This window comes from Flintibacter sp. P01028, from assembly GCF_041925235.1.
Taxonomy (GTDB): Bacteria; Bacillota; Clostridia; order Oscillospirales; family Oscillospiraceae; genus Lawsonibacter; species Lawsonibacter aceti.
The window spans coordinates 436,709-456,121 of record NZ_JBHEVC010000002.1; the positions used below are offsets into that span (position 1 = coordinate 436,709).

A 19,413-nucleotide genomic window follows, 5' to 3' on the forward strand; every position below is an offset into this window, starting at 1 on the left:
ATAAATTAAGTATTTCCCTGACAAATGGATATCCGGTCCGTGCCCAGTCCCGTCAAAGCGGACACTGCCTCCAGCAGCCTCAGCTGGATTCGGGGATTTCCCCCGCCGGGACAGACCACCAGCGCCCCCCGAAACTCCGGAGCCAGTGTTTGGAGAGGGACTACTTCCTGCTGTCCGGAGCCCCGCCCCACGGTAACTGTGGTAGAGGAACCTCCCCCTTCCCGATCCCGCTCCTGGTCCTGGGCCAATATCTGGCGGCCGTCGCTGTCCAGCGTCAGTACCACCCGGACCTCTCCAGCCCCCTCCACTTGGGAAAGAGCCCGCTCCATCTTCTCCTCGAAGGCCTCCAGATCAAAGCCCTCAGCAGGAGCCTGGGCCCCCTCCTGGCCTTTGTCTCTCTGGCCTGTCGTGGGCAGGGCCATCAGCACCACCCCAAGCCCGATAACCAGCAGCACATATTTATATTTTCCCAGCGCCTCCTTCCACCTCAGAGCCAATTTCGGCCAATCCAGCTTCACGGCAGTTCCCCCTCCTCAACATAAGCCTGCTCCTCCTCCGGGATGCCCAGGTCCTCCTGGATCACCAGGGACAGCCGCTCCCGCTCCCCTTCTGTCAGAAAGCCGGATACTTCCGCCCGCTCCGGTAGGAACAGCCCCTCCTCCCCTGCCCGGCAGGATACCCGGGCGGTGCAGGTCAGTCCAAGTTCTGCCGCCTTGTCCACAATATATGCGGCATATTCCTGCTCTATGATCGTTTTCATCTGCTCATCCACCTGCCGCTCCAATTCCTGTGTTCTATCCTCCAGGCCCAGGTGATATTCCTCCAGCCAACGCTGCCCCCCTTCCAGATCCAGTTGGGCCAGAGGGGCGAGGATGACCGCCAGCAACATCAGGCCGCAGACCAGCCGTCCCACCCGCCTCACCGGTCCGGCGGCCATTAGGCCGTCAGCCAGGGCGCAGAGGACAGAGGCCCCCGTGATAGACAGCAGCCAGCTCCCGACCCCGGCCATCATGGGATCACCGCCATAATAGCAGACACCAAGCTGACCAGCAGCACCAGAGCCGCCGCGCCGGTCATCCCCAGCACTAGGCCGAACGCGCCGCCGATGGCGTCGATCAACTGACTCAGCCTGGGCTGTGCCACAGTGGCGCACAGGGCCGCCGTGGCCTTATAGACCAGGTATTGCAGGGCCAGCCGCAGGAAAGGAGTCAGGCAGATGGCCAGCACCACCAACATCCCAACCACCCCAACCGTCCCTTTCAGCACACCCGCCCCGGCCAGCACAGTTTCCGAGGCATCGGCCAGAATTCCCCCCACCACTGGAATAGCTCTGGAGATAGCCAGCTTGGCCGCTTTGACCGCCGAGGCGTCTACCGTTCCGGCGATGGCTCCGCTGGCGGTCAGATAGCCCACAAAGGCCAGGAGGAAGGCCGTCAACAGGAAAGAAGCGGCCCCCTTCAGCAGCCCCGCCAGTTTTTTCAGTCCGGGATTACCCACCGCCGCATGGGCACAGCTAGCCGCCACGTAGGCATATACCATAGGGATCAGGAGCCGGTCCATGGCGGTGATGAGAAGCTGGGAAAACAGGACGGTGGCTCCCTGTCTGACTGCTCCTCCCGTCACCCCTCCGGTGGCGGCGGTGAGCACAGCCATCACCGGGAGCAGGGTTTCAGAAAAGGTTCCCATCCGGCCGATGGTGTCACGCCCCATCCCAATCATGACTGCCATATCTGTCATGGTAAGTGCGGTGATAGCTAGCGCCCCGGCGATCTCCACCGCTTGGAGCCCATCGCGTTTGCCCTGTGCAGCCCCCTCTGCCATGGCGCACAGCAGGACCACCGCCAGCAGCTTCAGCCCTGTGGCAATGCTGGTCCGGAGCAAGGAGCCGATTTGGTCCAGAGCGTCGGAAAAAAGATTGGACAAGCCCTGGTCCAATCCCCCATCCGCCTCCACGCCGTAGCTCTCCGCCTGGTCCCACAGCTCGTCCATTCCCGGCACCTCCGCCTCCTGGGCGAAACAAAGCGGAGCACTCAATAGGAGGGCCAGCAGCAGGATACAAAACTTTTTCATTTTAGCATCTCCGTCATCATCAGTACCACCGCTCGGACGAGCGGCAGGGCCACCACCAGGGCCAGGACTGTTCCAGCCGTCTCCACAAAGGCGGCCACCCCTCCCTCACCGGCTGACTTGCATACCTCCGCGGTCAGACGTGTCAGGATAGACAGGGCCACTGTCTTGACCACTGGCTCCAGCAGCTCTTCCGACAGGCCGGCCAGACTGGTGAGCTCCTCCATCAGGGCCACAACTGCCCCCAAGCCGTCCGCAACCAGGGCGACCATCCACAGCCCGGCCGCCAGGGCCAGCAGCAGAGCCAGCTCAGGGGTGTTTTTCCGCAGGACTACTCCCAGCACCGCGGCCGTGATGGCCCCCGCCGCCACCTTGACCATCAGGTCCATATCAGAGGCGGAACAGGGTCTTTACCATGTCGAACAGGCTGGCGATCTCCTGGACCACCATCATCAGGACCACCACCAGGGCGGCTAAGGTGGTCATCATAGCCTGTTCGTCCCGGCCAGCCCGGCTCAGAACCTGGTTGAGTACCGCCACCACGATCCCAATCGCGGCGATCTTAAAAATTAGATCTACGTCCAATGCGAACCCCTCTTTCGTGTCAAGATCAGATCAGCAGGATGACCAAAAATGCTCCACCCGTCAGCCCAAGGGCCTGACACACCCTGCCCTGCCGCCGGCTCTCTTCCGCATCCTTCTCCCGTTCTTCCTCCAAATGGCGGCGGGCAGCGGAGATACCCTGTATCTGGGCCTGGCTGTCATAGCGCCCAAGCAGCTCGCCCAGGGGATAGAGGCAGGCTCGCCCACTCTCTCCCAGCTCCCTTCGGCGGTCTATCAGAGTGGGCCAGGACCTGGACAGCCCCTCCTGATCCAGATGCTCCAGCGCCTGCCGGAGATCCTGAAAAAGCAGTCTGGCCTGTCCCCTTGTCCGGCCTGACAGGTCATCCACCAGATGGGGCAGGGGGGCTCCCCCCAGCTCCAGCTCCCGTTCCAGCAGTTCCAGTCCCTCCGCCACTTCTCCCATGGCCCTTCCTCTGGCCCGCATCTCCCAGGAGGCGCGAAACCCAATCCAAGCACATCCGGCGGCCAGCAGGGTGGCACCTAAAAGTCTTATCATTCATCCCAACTCCTCTATTTGATAGCTCCTTCCAGCGCCCTCCCGTCGGATGAGGAGCAGCTTTTGAAAGATACCTGCTTCCATCAACGCCCGGTACAGGGGGCGCCGCTCCAGGTCTTCCCGGCTGTTCCCATGGGCCGTGGCCAGCAACGTAACTCCGCAGCCAGCCGCGGTTCTCAGGGCGGCTACATCCTCCGGCGCCGTAATCTCATCTACAGCCAGCACCTGGGGATTCATCGCCCGCATCAGAAGCATAAGCCCCCGCGCCTTTGGACACCCCTCCATTACATCAGTTCTGGAGCCTACATCCAGCTGAGGACAGCCGCTGTAAAGGGCTGCCACTTCCCCACGCTCGTCCATCAAGGATACGCGCCGCGGTTGGCAACCATCTCCGTCCGACACCCGGCGGACTAAGTCCCGGAGGAGCGTAGTCTTTCCGGCCCCCGGCGGAGCCAGAATCAGCGTACTGACTAGCTTCCCGCCTGGGCACAGCCTGCCCAAGACCGGGTCAGAGGCATTCCTCACCTGTCGCGCCACACGGATGGCCGCCGAGGAAAGCTGCCGCAAGCTGTGAATTTCTCCCTCCCGCAGAACAGCGGTGCCACACAGGCCGATCCGATGCCCCCCTTCCACCGTCAAGTATCCTCGTCTGAGTTGGTCCAGTACGGCATGAACCGAGGCCCTGCTGGCAATCTCCACCAGCTGCTCCAGCTCACCCGCTCGCACCGGTTCCCCGCCTAGCGGCCTCTCTCCCTCTGGAAATACCGCCGACATGGGCTGTCCCACCCGGAGCCGCAGTTCCTCCGCTCGGCATTGATCTTGGAGCGGGAGGGAGAATGCCTCCTGCCGCAGCCTGGGCGGCAGAACGCCCACGACCTGCCGATATGCCTGTTCTCGTATCATTTGTTCCATTCTTTTCCACCGACCTTTGCCTTATCCTATGAGGACAGGCCCTGGGATATGACCAGTAAAATATTTTCCTCTCTCATCCTAGGGACTCTCAAGCTGCATACCAGTAGGAAACTGAATTTTTCTCCTTGACATTTTTATTTTTATATGATATATTTCGCACATATGATAAAAATATATCACATAACAATACATCACTGATGTACAGGAGGAGTATATGAAACATCCATTCAACTATCTCTCATTGGCCGCCCTTCCCGCGCTAGCCAGCCTGCTCTATTTCCCCACCGGAGAGCGCGACTATCTCTGTTTTCTCGGTTTTTTGGTTTTTCTTCGATACCTGTGGGTCAACCCTGACGAGTTGTTCTTACTCTCTGTCCGTAAAGCGGCCACCGGCGCCTTCCTGCTTCAGTTCGCGCTGATCTGGCCCTGCCTGTTTCTATTCCATTTCCTGGCTCCCCAGGCAAATCCCATGCCCCAGGCCCTCGGGATCAGTTGGGCCGCCGGTGTCATCTTCTTCTGTCTGTACCACAGTTGGTTGGAGTGGAGAGAGGCGGGAGGATTGGAATGAGCCTGAAAACACGCATCCGGGAATTGCGGGCCCGTGACAGACTTAGTCAGGAAGATCTGGCCCGGAAGGTGGGGGTACGCCGGGAGACCATAGGCAATCTGGAAAACGGCAGGTATAACCCCTCCCTAAAGTTGGCCATGGACATCGCCAAGGTATTTGATACTACCGTGGAAGATATTTTTTTCTTCTTTGACGAATCAGCATCCTAGGACTGATGCTGAAAAAAATTCTCTCTCCTTTTTCTATGAAACAGTGAGGGTATCAGGATGCTTCCTTTCCGGCATAGTCCCATAGCAGTGTAAAGGAAGAGAAGTTCTCTAACAAAAATACCTCTGTCCCACACTGAAATCTGGACAGAGGTATTTTTCGTATAAAGTTCTTTATAAAGATTCTAAATACTTCTTTCGCCGCACGGACAGCCGTGCGTCAGTTACAAAATTCCTTCGCCACCTCGACAATATGCTCTGCGGACAGGCCAGCCTCCTTCAGCAGAGCAGCGGCGGGGCCAGAGTGTCCAAATTCGTCATTTACACCTATGCGCTTTACTGGAGTAGGATGCTTTTCACTGAGCAGCGCGCATACGGCCTCACCCAATCCGCCAATCACACTGTGTTCTTCACAGGTGATTATTTTGCCGCAGTCCCTGGCTGCGGCCAGGACGATTTCTTCATCCAGTGGTTTGATAGTGCAGAGATTGATCACACGGGCACTGATCCCTGATTCTTTCAAGATTCTTCCCGCCTCAGCCGCTTCATTGACCATCAAACCGGTCGAGAGGATCGCTACATCAGTTCCGTCCTGAATCATCTCGCCCTTGCCAATCTGGAATGTAAACGTATCCTCATCATGGAATACAGGCACAGCCAGTCTGCCAAAACGCAGGTAAACCGGCCCTTGATGCTCATAAGCAGCCTTAACAGCGGCCCTTGCCTCCACATCGTCAGAAGGGCAGAGGACAACCATTCCAGGGATGGAGCGCATCAGCGCGAAATCCTCACAGCACTGATGTGACGCCCCGTCCTCTCCTACCGAAATCCCCCCGTGGGTAGCGCCGATCTTCACATTTAAATGGGGATAGCCGATTGAGTTACGGATCTGCTCAAAAGCCCTTCCAGCGGCGAACATGGCAAAAGTGGAGGCAAAGGGCACCAGTCCCATAGCCGCAGCCCCTGCCGCGGCCGCCATCATATTTCCCTCTGCGATCCCACAATCGAAATGACGGTCAGGATATTCTTTTTGAAAGACATTTGTTTTGGTCGCCCCTGCCAAATCGGCGTCAAACACAATCAGGTCCTTATGTTGGGCAGCTAATTCTTTCAAAGCACGTCCATAACTGTCGCGGGTCGCGATTTTTTTGATATCCGCCATTTTACATCGCCTCCACTTCTGCCAGATGGGCTGACAATTCCCTCATGGCAATCTCATATTCCTCATCATTCGGGGCTTTTCCGTGCCAGCCGACCTGATTCTCCATATAACTGACACCTTTCCCTTTGACCGTTTTCATCACAATGGCAAAAGGTCTGCCTTTGGTCACTCTGGCCATATAAAAAGCCGCTTCAATCTGCTCAAAGTCGTGTCCATCTATTTCCATGGTCTCTATGCCAAAGGCGCGCAGTTTATCAACAATCGGATAGGGGTTCATCACATCCGCGACATTTCCGTCAATCTGCAATCCGTTGTTATCGATAATGACACAGAGGTTGTCCAGCTTATAGTGATGAGCAAACATCATAGCCTCCCAGACTTCCCCTTCTTGGATCTCTCCGTCGCCCAGCAGAGCGTATACCCGGCAGCTTTTGCCCTGATATTTCGCTGCCAGAGCCATCCCTGCGGCCGCGGATATTCCCTGCCCCAGAGAGCCAGTAGACATATCTACACCTGGAGTTTCATTCATATTTGGATGGCCTTGAAGATAGCTGCCAATGTGCCGGAGCGTCAAAAGATCCTCCACTGGGAAAAAGCCTCTGTTCGCCAAAGCCGCGTACAGCCCCGGCGCCGTATGTCCTTTTGAGAGCACAAATCGGTCCCGATCCTCCCAGCCTGGCCTATTTGGGTCTACCCTCAACTCTTTAAAATAGAGAAATGTGAACAGGTCCGCGGCGGACAAGCTGCCGCCGGGGTGACCCGCCTTCGCGCTGTGTGTCCCCTCAATCACGCCCATGCGCACTTTACAGGCCATCATCTCTAACTGCTTTTTTTCCTGGGCTGTCATAGTTACTCCTTCTTTCTCCTGTCAGTGTTGTTTCCATGTTTCTTTTTAGTTGCTCAATGAATCGCCAATCGAATCGGATATTTCATCCAATCCAACTGCCGTATGAAGCGAAATTCCGGTTCTCACCGCGCATTAAAAATCTCATCGATGATCTGCTATCTTGTGTATTTGTTCCCAATTTTCTTTCATGGATGCTCATAAGTATGTCCTGCGCCCACGGGCTCCCCAAAAGCACCAGGAAGTATGTTTTATTATATTTGTTTTCAGGCAAAAATGCAAGACTGTCTTAGCCTCTAGCTGACTATTCCTTTTCCAATGGTCATTCTGTTGGCACCAAAAGATGTGTCTTCTTCAATCCCTTGACGCAGTGAGAAATGCCTGAAACACCCGCTTTATCATTCAGAGGAGCTCAACAGAAGAAATCAGGCGAAAGGATTGGGCGCAAATTTGTATAGATTTGCGCCCAATCCTCTCTTTACTATATTGATTGACCTATCTATTTATTTTCCATGCTGTTTGGCCGCATACAGGGTATTTTCCATCAGCATAGCCCTGGTCATCGGGCCTACCCCGCCCGGAACAGGTGTAATGTAAGACACCTTGTCAACTATTGAGCCATAGTCCACATCGCCGCACAGCTTCCCCTGTTCATTGCGGTTCATGGCCACGTCGATGACAACGGCCCCCTCCTTCACCATATCCGCGGAAATCAGGCCGACCCGTCCGGCGGCAGCTACCAAAATATCTGCCTGGAGGCACATCTCTTTTAGATTCCTGGTCCGGGTGTGACAGATGGTGACAGTGGCATTCTTTTGGACCATCAGCATGGCCTGGGGCTTCCCTACGATATTGGACCGGCCCACAATGACACAGTGCTTCCCTGCCGGGTCGATCCCATACTCCTGCAGAAGTTCCATAACACCAGCTGGGGTGCAGGGCTTGAAGCCCTCCTCCCCGATCATCAGCTGTCCCACATTGAAGGGGTGGAAGCAGTCCACGTCCTTATCCGGCCGGACAGCCAGCAGCACCTCCTTCTCATTCAGGTGGCTGGGCAGAGGCAGCTGCACCAGTATCCCGTCAATATCCTCTCTGTCATTCAGGGCGGCCACCAGCTCCAACAGCTCTTTCTGGGTGGTCTCCCCCGGCAGGGCGTACTCCTCACTGTAAATTCCGCACTCTCCGCAGTCTTTTTTCTTTCCGTTCACATAGACCCGGGAGGCGGGGTCGTCCCCAACCAACACCACAGCCAGCCCAGGCTTTATGTCAAGCTGTTCCACCTGACGGCGGACCCGCTCCTTTACCTTGGCGGCCAGAGCCTTTCCGTCCATTACGATCGCTGCCATCGGTTAATCCTCTCCTCTGCCTTCCTCATTTTTCTCTTTCTGGGTGGTATCTTCGCTGTCCTCGTCTCCATCTTCGGTGGTGTCTGGGCCCTGACATTCCTGTTCCGCTGCTCCGGCCACCCGTTGAGCCGCCAGACGGTTTACATACAGCTTTTCCGGGCTGTGGCCCCTTTTCAGCAGCAGGAACAGCAGGACCGCTCCCGCCACCACAGCCGAGATAGCCGCCAGCGCCTGTGAGGTACGGATCGGCACCCCAAACAGCTCCAGGCCGAAGAAATAGAGGCTGTCGGTACGCAGGCCCTCGATCCAGGCCCGGCCAAGCCCGTACCAGAACACATAGAACAGGAAGCACTGTCCGTCGAACTTCCGCTTTCTGCCTACCAGATAGACCAAAATCAGCCCCACAAAGTTCCAGGCAGATTCATAAAAAAAGGTAGGATGTACCCCCAGCGTTCCGCTGAGGATGGCCTCGTAGCCGGCCTGGTCCACATAGCCCCACCGCAGCATATCCTCGGCAATGGATGGACCACACATCCGCCAGGGCAGGGTGGTGACGCCGCCAAATGCCTCCACATTCATGAAGTTGCCCCAGCGGCCCACCAGCTGGCCGATAAACAGGCCATGCACCCCCAAATCGGCAAAAGCCAGGAAGCTGATCTTCCGCACATGGCAGAAGATTAGCAGTACGATAACCGAGGAAATGATGGCCCCATAAATGGCCAGCCCGCCATCGCCATAATTGAGTATCTTTCCCCAGTTCAGAGAGCCGTCCGCATTTTGGAAGATACTCAGGTTGAATATCACATAGTAGGCCCGAATGGCTACCAGGGCAGCCGGGACAGCGAAGATCATCATATCCAGGATCTGGTCCTCGTTGATCCCGAATCGCTTTCCCCACCGGGAGCACAGGATGACTGCCAGGATCAGGCCGGACACAATGATGATGCCGTACCAGTAGATCGGCCGGCCCAGTACCGTAAGCGCCACTCTGTTCAGGGTAAATTCCAGTCCCAGACCTGGAAAGGTCACCGTATTAATCAAGCCTGCCCCCCCTCTCTGGGACGGACCACAGACAGGGCCGCGCGCTCCTCCGTGACCCAGCGGCCGATCAGGTCCTCCGCCTCCTCCTTGGTGATGGAGCTGAACAAGTCCGCAAATTGGAGGAAGTCCACCCCGGCGAAGAAGGATCGAGCCTGACCCACACACAGGTTTTCGAAGGAATTGAGGCCCCGGACCTTGTTGCCGTAGACGCCCTTCTTCAACCGCTCCCAAAGCTTGCCGTCAATGCCCTCCCGGCCGATGCGACCGGCCTCCTCAGCCACCGCCATTCGGACCGCCTCCGGGTCCTTGGACTCCCCCCCGGCGCACAGGAAGGAACAGCCAGGATAGGACTCATACCCGTAGGAGAAATTCTGATTGATGAGCCCCTCCCGGTATAGCTTGGAATACAGCGGAGTGGAGTTGCCCAACAGACCCTCCAGGGCCAGCTCGGCCACCAGCTCCTGACGCAGACCACTCTCGCCCCTCTGGGGGGCGTCGCCCTTGTAGCCCAGTTGGAAGATGGGAGTGGACACCTCCATCCGCTCCTCCACCATGGATTGGGCCACACGGTCGGCCTCCTTCTCCCCATAGTCCTTGGCAGCAATTGGGCCCGCCTGCCTGGGCAGGATCTCCCGGGCCACCTGGCAGATATGCTCCGCCTCCACAGGGCCCGCCACGCACAGCACCATGTTGGCCGGATCGTAGAAGGCCTTGTGGCAGGCGTACAGGGTATCGGCGGTGATGTGGGAGATGGACTCCACACTGCCCGCCACGCTCACTCGGATGGGGTGATGCTGGTACAGGGCGGCCATCAGGTTCATAAAGACCTTCCAGTCCGGGTCGTCCTCGATCATGCCGATCTCCTGGCCGATGATGCCTTGTTCCTTGTCTACGCTCTCCTGAGTAAACCAGGGGACAGAAACAAAGGAGAGGAGGATGCGAAGGTTCTCCTCAAATTTCTCCGTGGACTCGAAGTAGTAGCCCGTGATGGCAGAGCTGGTAAAGGCGTTGGGGGAGGCCCCGTTGGCCGCCAGGTCCTGGAGGGCGTTGCCCTCCTTGGTATCGAACATCTTATGCTCAAGGAAGTGGGCCACACCGGCCGGGCTCTGATGCCACTGGCCGTCCAGACAGAATTTCATGTCCATGCCGCCGTAGTTGGTGGCAAAGAAGGCATACCCCTTCTGAAATTCCGGCTTTGGGAATATGAACACATTGAGTCCGTTGGCCAGCTTTTCGTGGTACATCCGCTCCCCTACCCGGGAAAATTCCAGCTTTTCCATGGCTCAACCCTCCTTGCCCTTCAGGAAATATACAGTGTCCAGCTCCAGCTTCCGGGCCACGGCGGACACCTGCTCCCGTGTGACCTCCTCAAACTGGGCGGTCAGCTCCGGGATGGTGGTATCCAGGCCAGCGGCGGCCTGGCCCAGCCAGAACTCCTCCTGCCGGCCCTGGTCGTCCAACGTGGCCAAGTGGCCGCCGATCAGGGTGCGCCTGGCTCCCTCCAGCTCCCAGTCCTCAATCTCGCCCCGGCGGATGGCCTCCAGTTGGGACAGGATCTCGTCCTTGGCCGTCTGGTATTTGTCAAACTCGATACCAGAGGACACCAGGACCAGCCCCTTCATCTTCTCCAGCATAGAGCTGGCGTAATAGCACAGGGACAGCTTCTCCCGGACGTTCATAAAGAGCTTGGACAGAGTAGTCCCGCCAAAGATGGCATTGAACATGGTCAGGGCGGGGTAGTCCTCCTCCCAGCAGGTAACGCCTCCGGTGCGGAAGCCCAGGGCCAGCTTGCCCTGGCTTACGTCCATGGCCTCCTCCACCACCTGGGGCTGGGGTCCGGCCGTGACGCGTACCTCGCAATCCGGGTCCAGGCGCTCTCCGCTTATCGGAAGGGCAGCCAGAGCGGTACGCAGGGCCCCCTCCGCCCGCTCGGGCTGGGCGGAGCCGCAGTAGTAGACCTCAATGGCCGCCCCCTTCAGCAGCTCCTGATAGCGCCGCCAAAGGGAGTCAGGGGTGATGGCCGCTACGCTCTCCTCATCCCCCAGCTTGTCCACCCCAAAGGCCTCCTCTCCGCACATAAGCTGAGTAAGGCGGTAAGTGGCATAGGTCCGCTTGTCATTGATCTGGCTCCGGATCCGGTCGGTCAGGTTGTTCTTCTCCTGGTCCGTATACTCGGAGCAGAAGCAGCCGTCCTGGGTGTAGGGAGAGAGCAGCATCTCCCCCAGAAGGGCGGCTGCAGACTCCAAAATCTTTTCTCCCTCCAGGGCGTAGGCGTCGTCCAGAAAGCTGGCCACAAAGCCCACACACTGGGTCTCTCCTTTTTTGCGGACCAGCGGCTCAATGGCGCCTCCGTACAGCTCGTCCAGAGCCGCGGACAGGGTCTCCATGTCCGGGTGGGCGGCCGTGCCACGGCGGAGGACATAGGGGATCAGGGCGTTAGCCGCCGCCGTGTCCCGGTCCAGGGGAGCCAGCAGAGTGATAGAAAGATAGGAGCTTTTGAATTTGTCGGTGTGGACCGTACGCAGCCACACACCGGGAAAGAGCTCCCGGCGAGTCGTTTCAGACATAAAACAGTTCCTTTCTCCGGATAGTAAAAAGGGACGAACCCTTTTTTCTCAGCTTGGATATCATACCACGATTTGGCAGGGAAAGTAAAGAGCTGTGAACAGGTTCAGAGCTCTCTCCATGGCTAATCGAGCCTGTTTTTCCCACGCTCCCTCCAGAGGGCCCCGCCCTGGAACCGCTGTTCCAAGCTCAGGGGATGACCACCCTCAGGTGATGCTCTCCCTCCAGTTCCTTCAGCGCCACCTCGTCCACAGGCTGTCCGTCCAGCAGGGCCACATCAGCCTCTCCCCGCTCAACCCGGATCAGCAGCGTACCACGCTCCAGCCGCCACTCCGCCTGATAGCCCGGCCAGTCGGATGGCAGCCTGGGCTGTACCCGCAGACGTCCCTCCTTGACCTTTAGTCCAAGCAGCTCCTGGACCGCCACCTGCCAGTACCAGCCCGCCGCCCCGGTATACCAGCTCCAGCCTCCCTGTCCTTCTCGGCCGGTCGCATAGGATACGTCGGCAGCCAAAACATAGGGCTCCGCCCGGTATCCCTCCGTCGCGTGGCAGGCAGGCAGCAGCGCCCGCAGCACCTCCCAGCCTTCCCCTGCCCTTCCCAGACGGAAGCAGGCCATGGCCAGCCAGACCGCGCCGTGGGTATACTGCCCGCCATTTTCCCGCACACCGGCCGGGTAGCCTTTGATATAGCCGGGGTCCTTTCGTCCTTTTCCGTCGAAAGGAGGATCAAAGAGACGGACCACCTGTCGCTCCCGGTCAAAGAGCCGGGTCAGCGCAGCGGACACCGCCCGGTCCGCCCTCTCCCGGTCCGCTCCCTGGGGCAGTACGGAGAAGGACTGGGCGATGGAGTCGATCTGACACTGATCGCTCTCCCGGCTGCCCAGGGGAGTCCCATCGTCATAGTAGCCCCGGCGGTACCAGTTCCCGTCCCAGGCCGCCTGGGCCGCCGCCAGGTACTTCTCTCCCTGGGCCAGCAGCTCCTGGGCCAACTCCTCCTCCCCGCTTCGCTGGCAGAGGGGGGCAAAATCCTGAAGCACTATAGTCAGGAACCAGGTAAGCCACACCGACTCACCCCTTCCGGCGGCCCCAACCCGGTTCATGCCGTCGTTCCAGTCCCCGCCGCCCATCCGTGCCAGTCCATGGGACCCGGTTCCCCGGTCCAGGACGCACTGGATAGCAGATAGGGCGTGGTGGTAAAGGGTATCTGTCTTGGAGCTGACATGAGGGACCTCATACCGCTCCATCTCTTTGGGCTCCAGGGGCCTGGATGTCAGATAGGGGACCTGCTCCTTCAGTACCTCCCAATCCCCGGTGACAGAGCAGTAGCGGCACAGCACCCAGGGCAGCCAAAGCAAGTCGTCCGAGATGCGGGTCCGTACACCGGCCCCTGCCGGCGGGTGCCACCAGTGCTGGACATCCCCCTCCTCAAACTGACGGGAGGCGGCCAACAGCAGCTGTTCTCTGGCGCGCTGAGGCCAGGTATACAGGAGCGCAGCCACATCCTGAAGCTGGTCCCGGAAGCCGAAGGCGCCGCCGTTCTGGTACTGGGAGGTCCGCGCCATCAGTCGGCAGGCAGTCACCTGGTACAGGCACCAGCCGTTGAGGTAGTGGTCCAGCGCCCGGTCCGGGGTGGACAAGGTAAGGGAGGACACCCGCTCCCTCCACCATGTCAGGGTCTCGCCCCTCAAATCCAAATACCGCTTAGTGGAAAACCGGGATTCCAGCCCTCTGTGTCCCGGCTCTGTGACCAGAGTCAAAGGCAGTCCCTGGGCAAGAGGGCGGGCCATAGGCTCCCCCTCTCCCATGCGGTAGGAGAGTGTCCCGCTTGTTCCTGCCAGGGTGAAGGTCAGGATCCGCTTTGTCCCGATGAGAGGTACAAACGCCTCTGTTACCAGCCGTCCTGTCCCCATCTGCTTTTCCCACCGTGCAAAGCCCGGTCCGTAGGTGACCGTACAGGGACAGCCGTCGCCATCAGCAAAGACAGACCACTCCTTCTCCTCTAAGCTTACCATAATTTTTTCCGGTCCACCGATTGCCAGAGGGTCATTGCTCCATGGAGTCAGTTTTCCTTCCCTGGAATTTCCCCCTGTCCAGAGCAGCCCGTTTCCTGTCTCATCGGTGAGCCATCCGAATTGAGAATTACATAACACCTGGCTCCAGCCCACTGGAGGGAGCGCCTTCCCTGTCCGGATGAGAACGGTCCCCTCCTTCCCCGCCCTCCATTCCGGCTGGGCCAGGGAGAGGCGGACCGGGGTGGCGGGGGAGAGTTTTTCCTCTCTCTGCTCTCCCGGTCCCATAGGGAGGATCACCCTGGCCCAAGCCAGAACGGCAGGGGCCGCTCCGCTGTCCGCCAGGTGGATGCCCCCCTTCGCCCCCAGAGCCGATTCGGCCCCTAGCGTCTTCAGTTCCTCGGTTAGAGCAGTACGCAGGGGGCGGCGATAGTCGCCCCCCTCTTCCACCAGCAGGACCAGGTCAAAGGGATATCCAGAACGGGTCAGGAGCTGGTGCCACCGGCACCAGAGGACAGCCTGTTCTCGCCCCTCCCCCTCGGTCACTGGACCCACCGCCAAGGGCAAGTCCCCCGAGATTCCATAGGGCCACAGGGCGCTCTTTGGCGGCCGTTCCCCCGGCTCCTCTGCCGCGGACAGCCGGGACAGCAGTTGGAACGCCTCTATCCCCTGCCGCTCTGTCAGGGATAGCTTTCTCGCCAAAGGAGCCAGAGAGGCTGCCTCCCCCGCCTGTCCTCTCAGGATGTTCCTTGCTCCCGTGGAGGCCGCGGCCGGGGTATCTCCTGCTCCCAGTGCCAGAGCGAACACCGCCCGCTCCCCTGGCTCCAGTAATACCGGGAAGCGGATCATCAGGCAGGGATCTGTGCCCACCCCCCGCTCCAGGGGACCGGCCCTCCGGCCACCCAGAGCCCTGAGCCCCCCCCTGCCAAGGGCAGAGGCCCGGTCCAGACAGGCTGTGATCCCCTCCCCCTCCCAGAGGACAGCCAGGGACAGGACCTTTTCCTCCCCCCTGGGACGGCGCTGAAAGAGAACGCCGTGGTCATCCAGCTCTCCCTCCAGAAACAGGCGGGAGAAGGCGGGGTGGGACTGGAAATCGGCCAGTGGGCACAGTACCGGCTCCAGATAGGCGAGCAGCTCGCCCTCCAGCCGCCCCTCCCCGGTCCAGGATAGCTCTACTCTACGCAGCTCCCCGTTTTCTCGCCGGGGGACGGCCAGGGTGGTCCGGGTGGCCAATCCTTCCCAGGTAAAAGTCCAGGCGGCTCCGGCGCTGTGAAACTCCCAGCTATATTCTCCCTTCTGGTACAGAGGGGCCGGGGTCAGGCCGAAGATCCCCTCTCTCCCCTGGAAAAATAAGGATATTCCGGCCGGGGCATAGTATTGTCCGAGCTTGGCCAGGGTGATCTGGCAGTCCCCCATCCGGGAGGCGGTAAGGCCGTTGTCACAGGCCAGGACCGACCAGCTACCATTAGACACCAGATGGCACTCCGGCGCCAGACGCCCAAACTCCCGCCCTGCCCGCACCAAAGCGGGGCCCTGGACGGGCCTGAGTTTTTCCGGGATGTCCCGCTCCGTCTGGCGCATGATAGGCGCCCCCACAGGGACCCGCTCCTGGAGCAGCTCCCGATAGGCGGCCATGTCGCAGTCCTTCATAAACCGCCGCTGCATCACATTGTCGTTGAGGGCGTTGTCAATGGCAATCAGGCTCATCCCCAAGTGGTGAGACATATAGGAACGGACCACCTCATGGTCCTGTCCCTCCGTCATCCGGGCAGGGGTATAGTCCACCGCCTCATATAGACCATAGGGCCCCTCCAGTCCCATATCCCGGAGTCTCCGCAGGTTGCGCAGGGCGCTTCGGGGAGCCAGCAGGAGGGCCAGGAAGGAGGAGTAGGGGGAGACTACCAGCTCGGAGTCCAGCCCCCGCTTCAGCCCTAGGGCCTGGACCCCGTGGGCCTTGTACTGGTAATTCATGCCGGGGTCAAAGGCGTAGAAGGCGGATTCCGAGATGCCCCAGGGCGTATGGGTCTTGTTCCCCCGCCGCTTCTGGGCATAGACGCAGAAGGACAGGGATTCGTACATAAAGGAATTTGGCTCGCAGGGCAGCAGCAGGTTGGGCATGAAGTATTCGAACATGGTCCCCGTCCAGGAGGCCATACCGCTGTAATCGTTGTCCCCCAGCATCATCCTGCCCAGCCTTCGCCAGTGCCGGGGCGAGACCTCTCCACGGGCTACGGAGATGAAGCTGGTCTGACGGGCCTCGCTGGCCATCAGGTCATACCACCCCGGCGTCAACCGGTCCCGCTCCGCCTCGTATCCAATGGAGAACAGCCTCCTCTCCCGGTCATAGAGGGGAGCGCAGTCCATAGCGTCGGACAGGCGCTCCGCCCGGCGGGCCAGTACATCCTCCCCCCACTGGTACAGTCCCTCCCGCAGAGCGATGAGGCAGCCCCGGAGATTGCCGCTGTCCACTGTGGACACATACCGGGGCTGGAGGGGCCGGAGGGAGGCGGTGTCGTACCAGTTGTACAGATGTCCCCGCCACTTCTCAAGCTCCTCTATCGTATCCAGAATGTGGGAAATGAGGTCGATCCCCCGCTCCCGCGTGATCAGCTTCAGGTCCGCCGCCGCCATGACAGACAGCAGAGCCATTCCGATGTTGGTGGGGGAGGTCCGTCGGGCCAGTCCCTGGCTGGGCTGCTCCTGCCAGTTGTCCGGAGGGAGAAAGTGGTCCTCCTGCCGGAGAAAGGCGTCAAAATATCCCCAGATGAGGGCCCCCTGGTGGAGGAGAAAGCTCCGGTCCGTGGGGGGCAGCTCCTTGCCCTTTTTGCCAGGCCTGCTGATGGCCCAAGCCAGAGCTGGAGCCATCAGCCACACCACGCCCACCAGCCGTCCGATGCGCAGTTGGGCCAGAAGAAGCACGGCACCCCCTATGACCACGGAAAACCAGCATTTTTTCCCGTAGAACCATAGGCCGTCTCTCCCCTTTTCCGCCTGAGCGGCAGTGACCCAGGCCAGCAGGCCCCTCTTGGTGACGCCCATCCGCCACAGGGCCGTTGCGGCGGCGGTGGCGGCGGTATATGCCTGATATGGCAGAAGGACCAGCTGGAGGGCGGTCTGCAGGATGACTCCCGCCAGCCCGGCGATGACCGTGGAATGGTAGCGGCGGTGTTTACCGTTCCGCCGCCTGGCAGCCAGCTCCGCTCCGGAGAGCAGCAGGTTGGAGGCGGCGGCCAACACCGCCACGCCCCCCGCCCAGGCGAAAGCCCGGCCCGAAAAGCAGATGCCAAGCACCAGGGCTGCCAGGGTGCCCACCGGAGACAGAGAGCGGCGAAGATTGTCAAAGATTTTCCACCGGGCCAGAAGGGACAGCGGATTGTCCTCGGTCCCACCCTGGCCATCAGGGACCTGGTTTTTCAGCCAGGGCAGCAGCTGCCAGTCCCCCCGGATCCATCGGTGGAGCCGGGCAAAATAGCCGTACACTTTATAGGGGCAGCCGTCGGTCAGCTCCACCTCCCCCAGCAGGCCCGCCCGGAGGTAGCTGCCCTCCAGCAGGTCGTGGGACAGGATGGCGTTCTCCGGAAAACGGCCATCGAGGCAGGTGAAGAAGGCCTCCACCTGGAAAATTCCCTTTCCGGTATAGGTGCCCTGGTCAAAGAGATCGTGGTACACGTCGCTGGCTGTGGAGCCATAGGGGTCCACGCCCCCCAGGCCACCATAGACACGGGAGAAAAAGGACCGGTTGGCCGCCTCCAGTTCCACGGCCACTCGCGGCTGGAAGAGGGCGTGTCCAGAAGTGACGACCCGCCGCTGTCCGTCCACCACCGGCTGATTCAGGGGATGGGCCATAGCCCCCACCATCTCACGGGCGGTGCCTACGTTCAGGCTGGTGTCGCCGTCCAGTGTAATGACATATGTCACCTCACGCAGCCAGTCCTCCTCCCCCACCTCTGTCCGCAGGCCGGTCGGCTTCCTTTTCAGCAGACGGACCAGTTCGGTGAGGGCCCCCCTTTTTCTCTCCCAGCCCATATACTTCTCGTCCTGGGCACTGAAGGCCGGCCGGCGGAAAAAGAGATAGAAACCGCCGCCGTATTTCTCATTGAGAGCTTGGATAGCTCTATGGGCGCTGGTCACCCAGGCAGCTCCCTCCTCTCCCATGGGGGCAGCGCCGTCAGGCAGGTCGGCCAGAATGCCGAAGCGCAGCTCTGGACCGCTGTCCCGGTTGGCCAGCCGGTATCGCTCCAGCAGGGCGGCCAGCTTGGGGCCGCTGTCCTCCCCGGTGAGCAGGGACACGACCACGCAAAGGGTGCGATTCTCCCTTGGGATACCTCCCTCCAACTCCATCCTGGGGACGGGCCGGGGAGGCACTATCCGAACCAGGTCAAAGTCCAGGACGTTCTTCACGATATCGGACAGGGGAAGCAGTAGGAGCAGGGACAGCCACAGGCTCCCAGCGGCCACCCACAGGCCCGCCGCCAAAGCCAGAGACAGCCCAACCACCGCCCCCCCATAGCCCAGCCCGGAGGGAAGGCGCTTCTCCCGGCCCAGAGGCTGCCGGTACAGGTACCAGCCGATATGTCTGGCAGCCCCAGTCCCCCGTTTGGCCAGTTCCAGGGCCTTACGGGCGGTCTGGCTCTCCTCCAGGCGGAATTTTTTGGCCAGGCGGCACACCTGCTGGCGGTAGCGCCGCCTGGTGTCGTCGTCCATGTGGGGATAGTGGCCTGAGGGGTCCTGGGTCAAAATCTCTTCCACTCGGCTGATCTCCTCCAGTAGAGGGCCCCAATTCTCCCCCTCCAGCGCACGCAGGGCAGAAAAGAGATGCTCCAGCCGTCCAGGGTCAGTCCGCCCCTGCCGGAGCTCCTCCAACTGTCCGGCCTCCTGGGCCAGCTCCTGGATCAATTCTATCGCCAGGACCGGGACCAGCAGGGATAGCTCCCGTTCCGTCAGCGGCTGAACAGTCTGAAAGGCTTTCAAATACCAGGTCAAACGCTCCCGCTCCAGGTGAGGGACCGCCCACACTCCTCCCCTGACACAGCGTTGGAGCAGGGCCCCTCCCTGTCCGTCCCCACGAAGCGGACCGGCCTTCTTCAGTGCCCGAAGGGCCTCCTCCCCCTCCCGCACCGCCAGGTAGTGGTTGTCCAGCAGCCACTCCACACTGGGCGGCAGGACCGCTTTCCCCTGGCTCCATTCACTCAGCTCCTCCTGAATCCGGTTCAGGATGGACAGATCCCTTTTCAACCGTCGGACCAGCCGTCGGACCGGCACCTTCCCCCGCGGCTTCAGCTCCCGGGCGGCGTTGACGGCGTATTTGGTCAGATGGGCGTCGTCCATGGGGACATTGGGGGTATGGGACATGGCGATGTACCTCCTGTCAGTGTAAGTCACCGCGGCGCGCGGCCGGACCACTTCCGGTTCTTCGCTCCGCTATTTCTTCAGTTTCCCCCTCCTTCTGGGTGAATATACCAAAGCAGAGCCCTCTGCCCGCAAGGAATTTGACTTGACAACAGGAGAAAAATATGGTATGATTCCGTTTGTAAAGTTAATTGCCTTTACATTTTTTGTTTGAGGAGGTCAG

Annotated in this window: 16 protein-coding genes; 2 read left to right on the plus strand and 14 right to left on the minus strand. The window is 60.1% G+C overall.

Annotated elements, in window-relative coordinates:
• Positions 1-5: 5 nt before the first annotated feature.
• Genes ACEVJK_RS06400 through ACEVJK_RS06430 form a run of 7 tightly spaced genes read right to left on the minus strand, consistent with a single transcriptional unit; the run spans position 6 to position 4,099 of the window.
• Positions 6-518 (minus strand): stage III sporulation protein AG, encoded by a 513-nt coding sequence (locus ACEVJK_RS06400; RefSeq protein ID WP_240287509.1) that lies wholly within the window; start codon positions 516-518, stop codon positions 6-8.
• Positions 515-1,012: a hypothetical protein gene (locus ACEVJK_RS06405; RefSeq protein ID WP_374740234.1), complete on the minus strand. Its 498-nt coding sequence runs from the start codon at positions 1,010-1,012 to the stop codon at positions 515-517. The genes ACEVJK_RS06400 and ACEVJK_RS06405 overlap by 4 nt, the downstream gene beginning before the upstream one ends.
• Positions 1,009-2,070: a stage III sporulation protein AE gene (locus ACEVJK_RS06410; RefSeq protein ID WP_240287507.1), complete on the minus strand. Its 1,062-nt coding sequence runs from the start codon at positions 2,068-2,070 to the stop codon at positions 1,009-1,011. The genes ACEVJK_RS06405 and ACEVJK_RS06410 overlap by 4 nt, the downstream gene beginning before the upstream one ends.
• Complete coding sequence (locus tag ACEVJK_RS06415) at positions 2,067-2,456, minus strand: SpoIIIAC/SpoIIIAD family protein (protein WP_147571983.1); 390 nt, start codon at positions 2,454-2,456, stop codon at positions 2,067-2,069. The genes ACEVJK_RS06410 and ACEVJK_RS06415 overlap by 4 nt, the downstream gene beginning before the upstream one ends.
• Before the next feature lies 1 nt (position 2,457).
• Positions 2,458-2,652 carry a stage III sporulation protein AC gene (gene spoIIIAC / locus ACEVJK_RS06420; RefSeq protein ID WP_147571984.1) on the minus strand — a complete coding sequence of 65 codons (195 nt, stop codon included), beginning with the start codon at positions 2,650-2,652 and terminating at the stop codon, positions 2,458-2,460.
• Between the two features lie 25 nt (positions 2,653-2,677).
• Positions 2,678-3,187: a stage III sporulation protein AB gene (locus ACEVJK_RS06425; RefSeq protein WP_147571985.1), complete on the minus strand. Its 510-nt coding sequence runs from the start codon at positions 3,185-3,187 to the stop codon at positions 2,678-2,680.
• The gene (locus ACEVJK_RS06430) at positions 3,188-4,099 is read right to left on the minus strand and encodes a stage III sporulation protein AB (protein WP_147571986.1); all 912 of its coding nucleotides are present in this window, start codon (positions 4,097-4,099) and stop codon (positions 3,188-3,190) included. It abuts the gene before it with no gap.
• Positions 4,100-4,313: 214 nt separating this feature from the next.
• Between ACEVJK_RS06430 and ACEVJK_RS06435 the strand changes: the two genes are divergently transcribed.
• On the plus strand, positions 4,314-4,667 hold the full coding sequence (locus tag ACEVJK_RS06435; RefSeq protein ID WP_147571987.1) for a DUF3796 domain-containing protein: 354 nt from the start codon (positions 4,314-4,316) through the stop codon (positions 4,665-4,667).
• The gene (locus tag ACEVJK_RS06440) at positions 4,664-4,876 is read left to right on the plus strand and encodes a helix-turn-helix transcriptional regulator (RefSeq protein WP_147571988.1); all 213 of its coding nucleotides are present in this window, start codon (positions 4,664-4,666) and stop codon (positions 4,874-4,876) included. The genes ACEVJK_RS06435 and ACEVJK_RS06440 overlap by 4 nt, the downstream gene beginning before the upstream one ends.
• Before the next feature lie 217 nt (positions 4,877-5,093).
• On the opposite strand, the gene ACEVJK_RS06445 is transcribed toward ACEVJK_RS06440, so the two are convergent.
• From ACEVJK_RS06445 to ACEVJK_RS06475, 7 genes are all read right to left on the minus strand, one after another.
• Positions 5,094-6,035 carry a transketolase family protein gene (locus tag ACEVJK_RS06445; RefSeq protein ID WP_147571989.1) on the minus strand — a complete coding sequence of 314 codons (942 nt, stop codon included), beginning with the start codon at positions 6,033-6,035 and terminating at the stop codon, positions 5,094-5,096.
• Between the two features lies 1 nt (position 6,036).
• Positions 6,037-6,882, minus strand: a complete 846-nt coding sequence (locus ACEVJK_RS06450; protein ID WP_147571990.1) for a transketolase — start codon at positions 6,880-6,882, stop codon at positions 6,037-6,039.
• Between the two features lie 500 nt (positions 6,883-7,382).
• Entirely contained in the window at positions 7,383-8,225 is an 843-nt protein-coding gene (gene folD, locus ACEVJK_RS06455; protein ID WP_147571991.1) for a bifunctional methylenetetrahydrofolate dehydrogenase/methenyltetrahydrofolate cyclohydrolase FolD, read from the minus strand.
• Positions 8,226-8,228: 3 nt separating this feature from the next.
• A complete protein-coding gene (lgt, locus tag ACEVJK_RS06460; RefSeq protein WP_186853243.1) occupies positions 8,229-9,266 on the minus strand; it encodes a prolipoprotein diacylglyceryl transferase in 1,038 nt (345 codons plus the stop codon).
• On the minus strand, positions 9,263-10,546 hold the full coding sequence (yfmH, locus tag ACEVJK_RS06465) for an EF-P 5-aminopentanol modification-associated protein YfmH (RefSeq protein ID WP_374740235.1): 1,284 nt from the start codon (positions 10,544-10,546) through the stop codon (positions 9,263-9,265). The genes lgt and yfmH overlap by 4 nt, the downstream gene beginning before the upstream one ends.
• Positions 10,547-10,549: 3 nt before the next feature.
• Positions 10,550-11,833, minus strand: a complete 1,284-nt coding sequence (gene yfmF, locus ACEVJK_RS06470) for an EF-P 5-aminopentanol modification-associated protein YfmF (protein WP_186853241.1) — start codon at positions 11,831-11,833, stop codon at positions 10,550-10,552.
• 187 nt (positions 11,834-12,020) lie between these two features.
• Positions 12,021-19,193, minus strand: a complete 7,173-nt coding sequence (locus ACEVJK_RS06475) for a GH36-type glycosyl hydrolase domain-containing protein (RefSeq protein ID WP_374740236.1) — start codon at positions 19,191-19,193, stop codon at positions 12,021-12,023.
• Between the last annotated feature and the right edge of the window lie 220 nt (positions 19,194-19,413).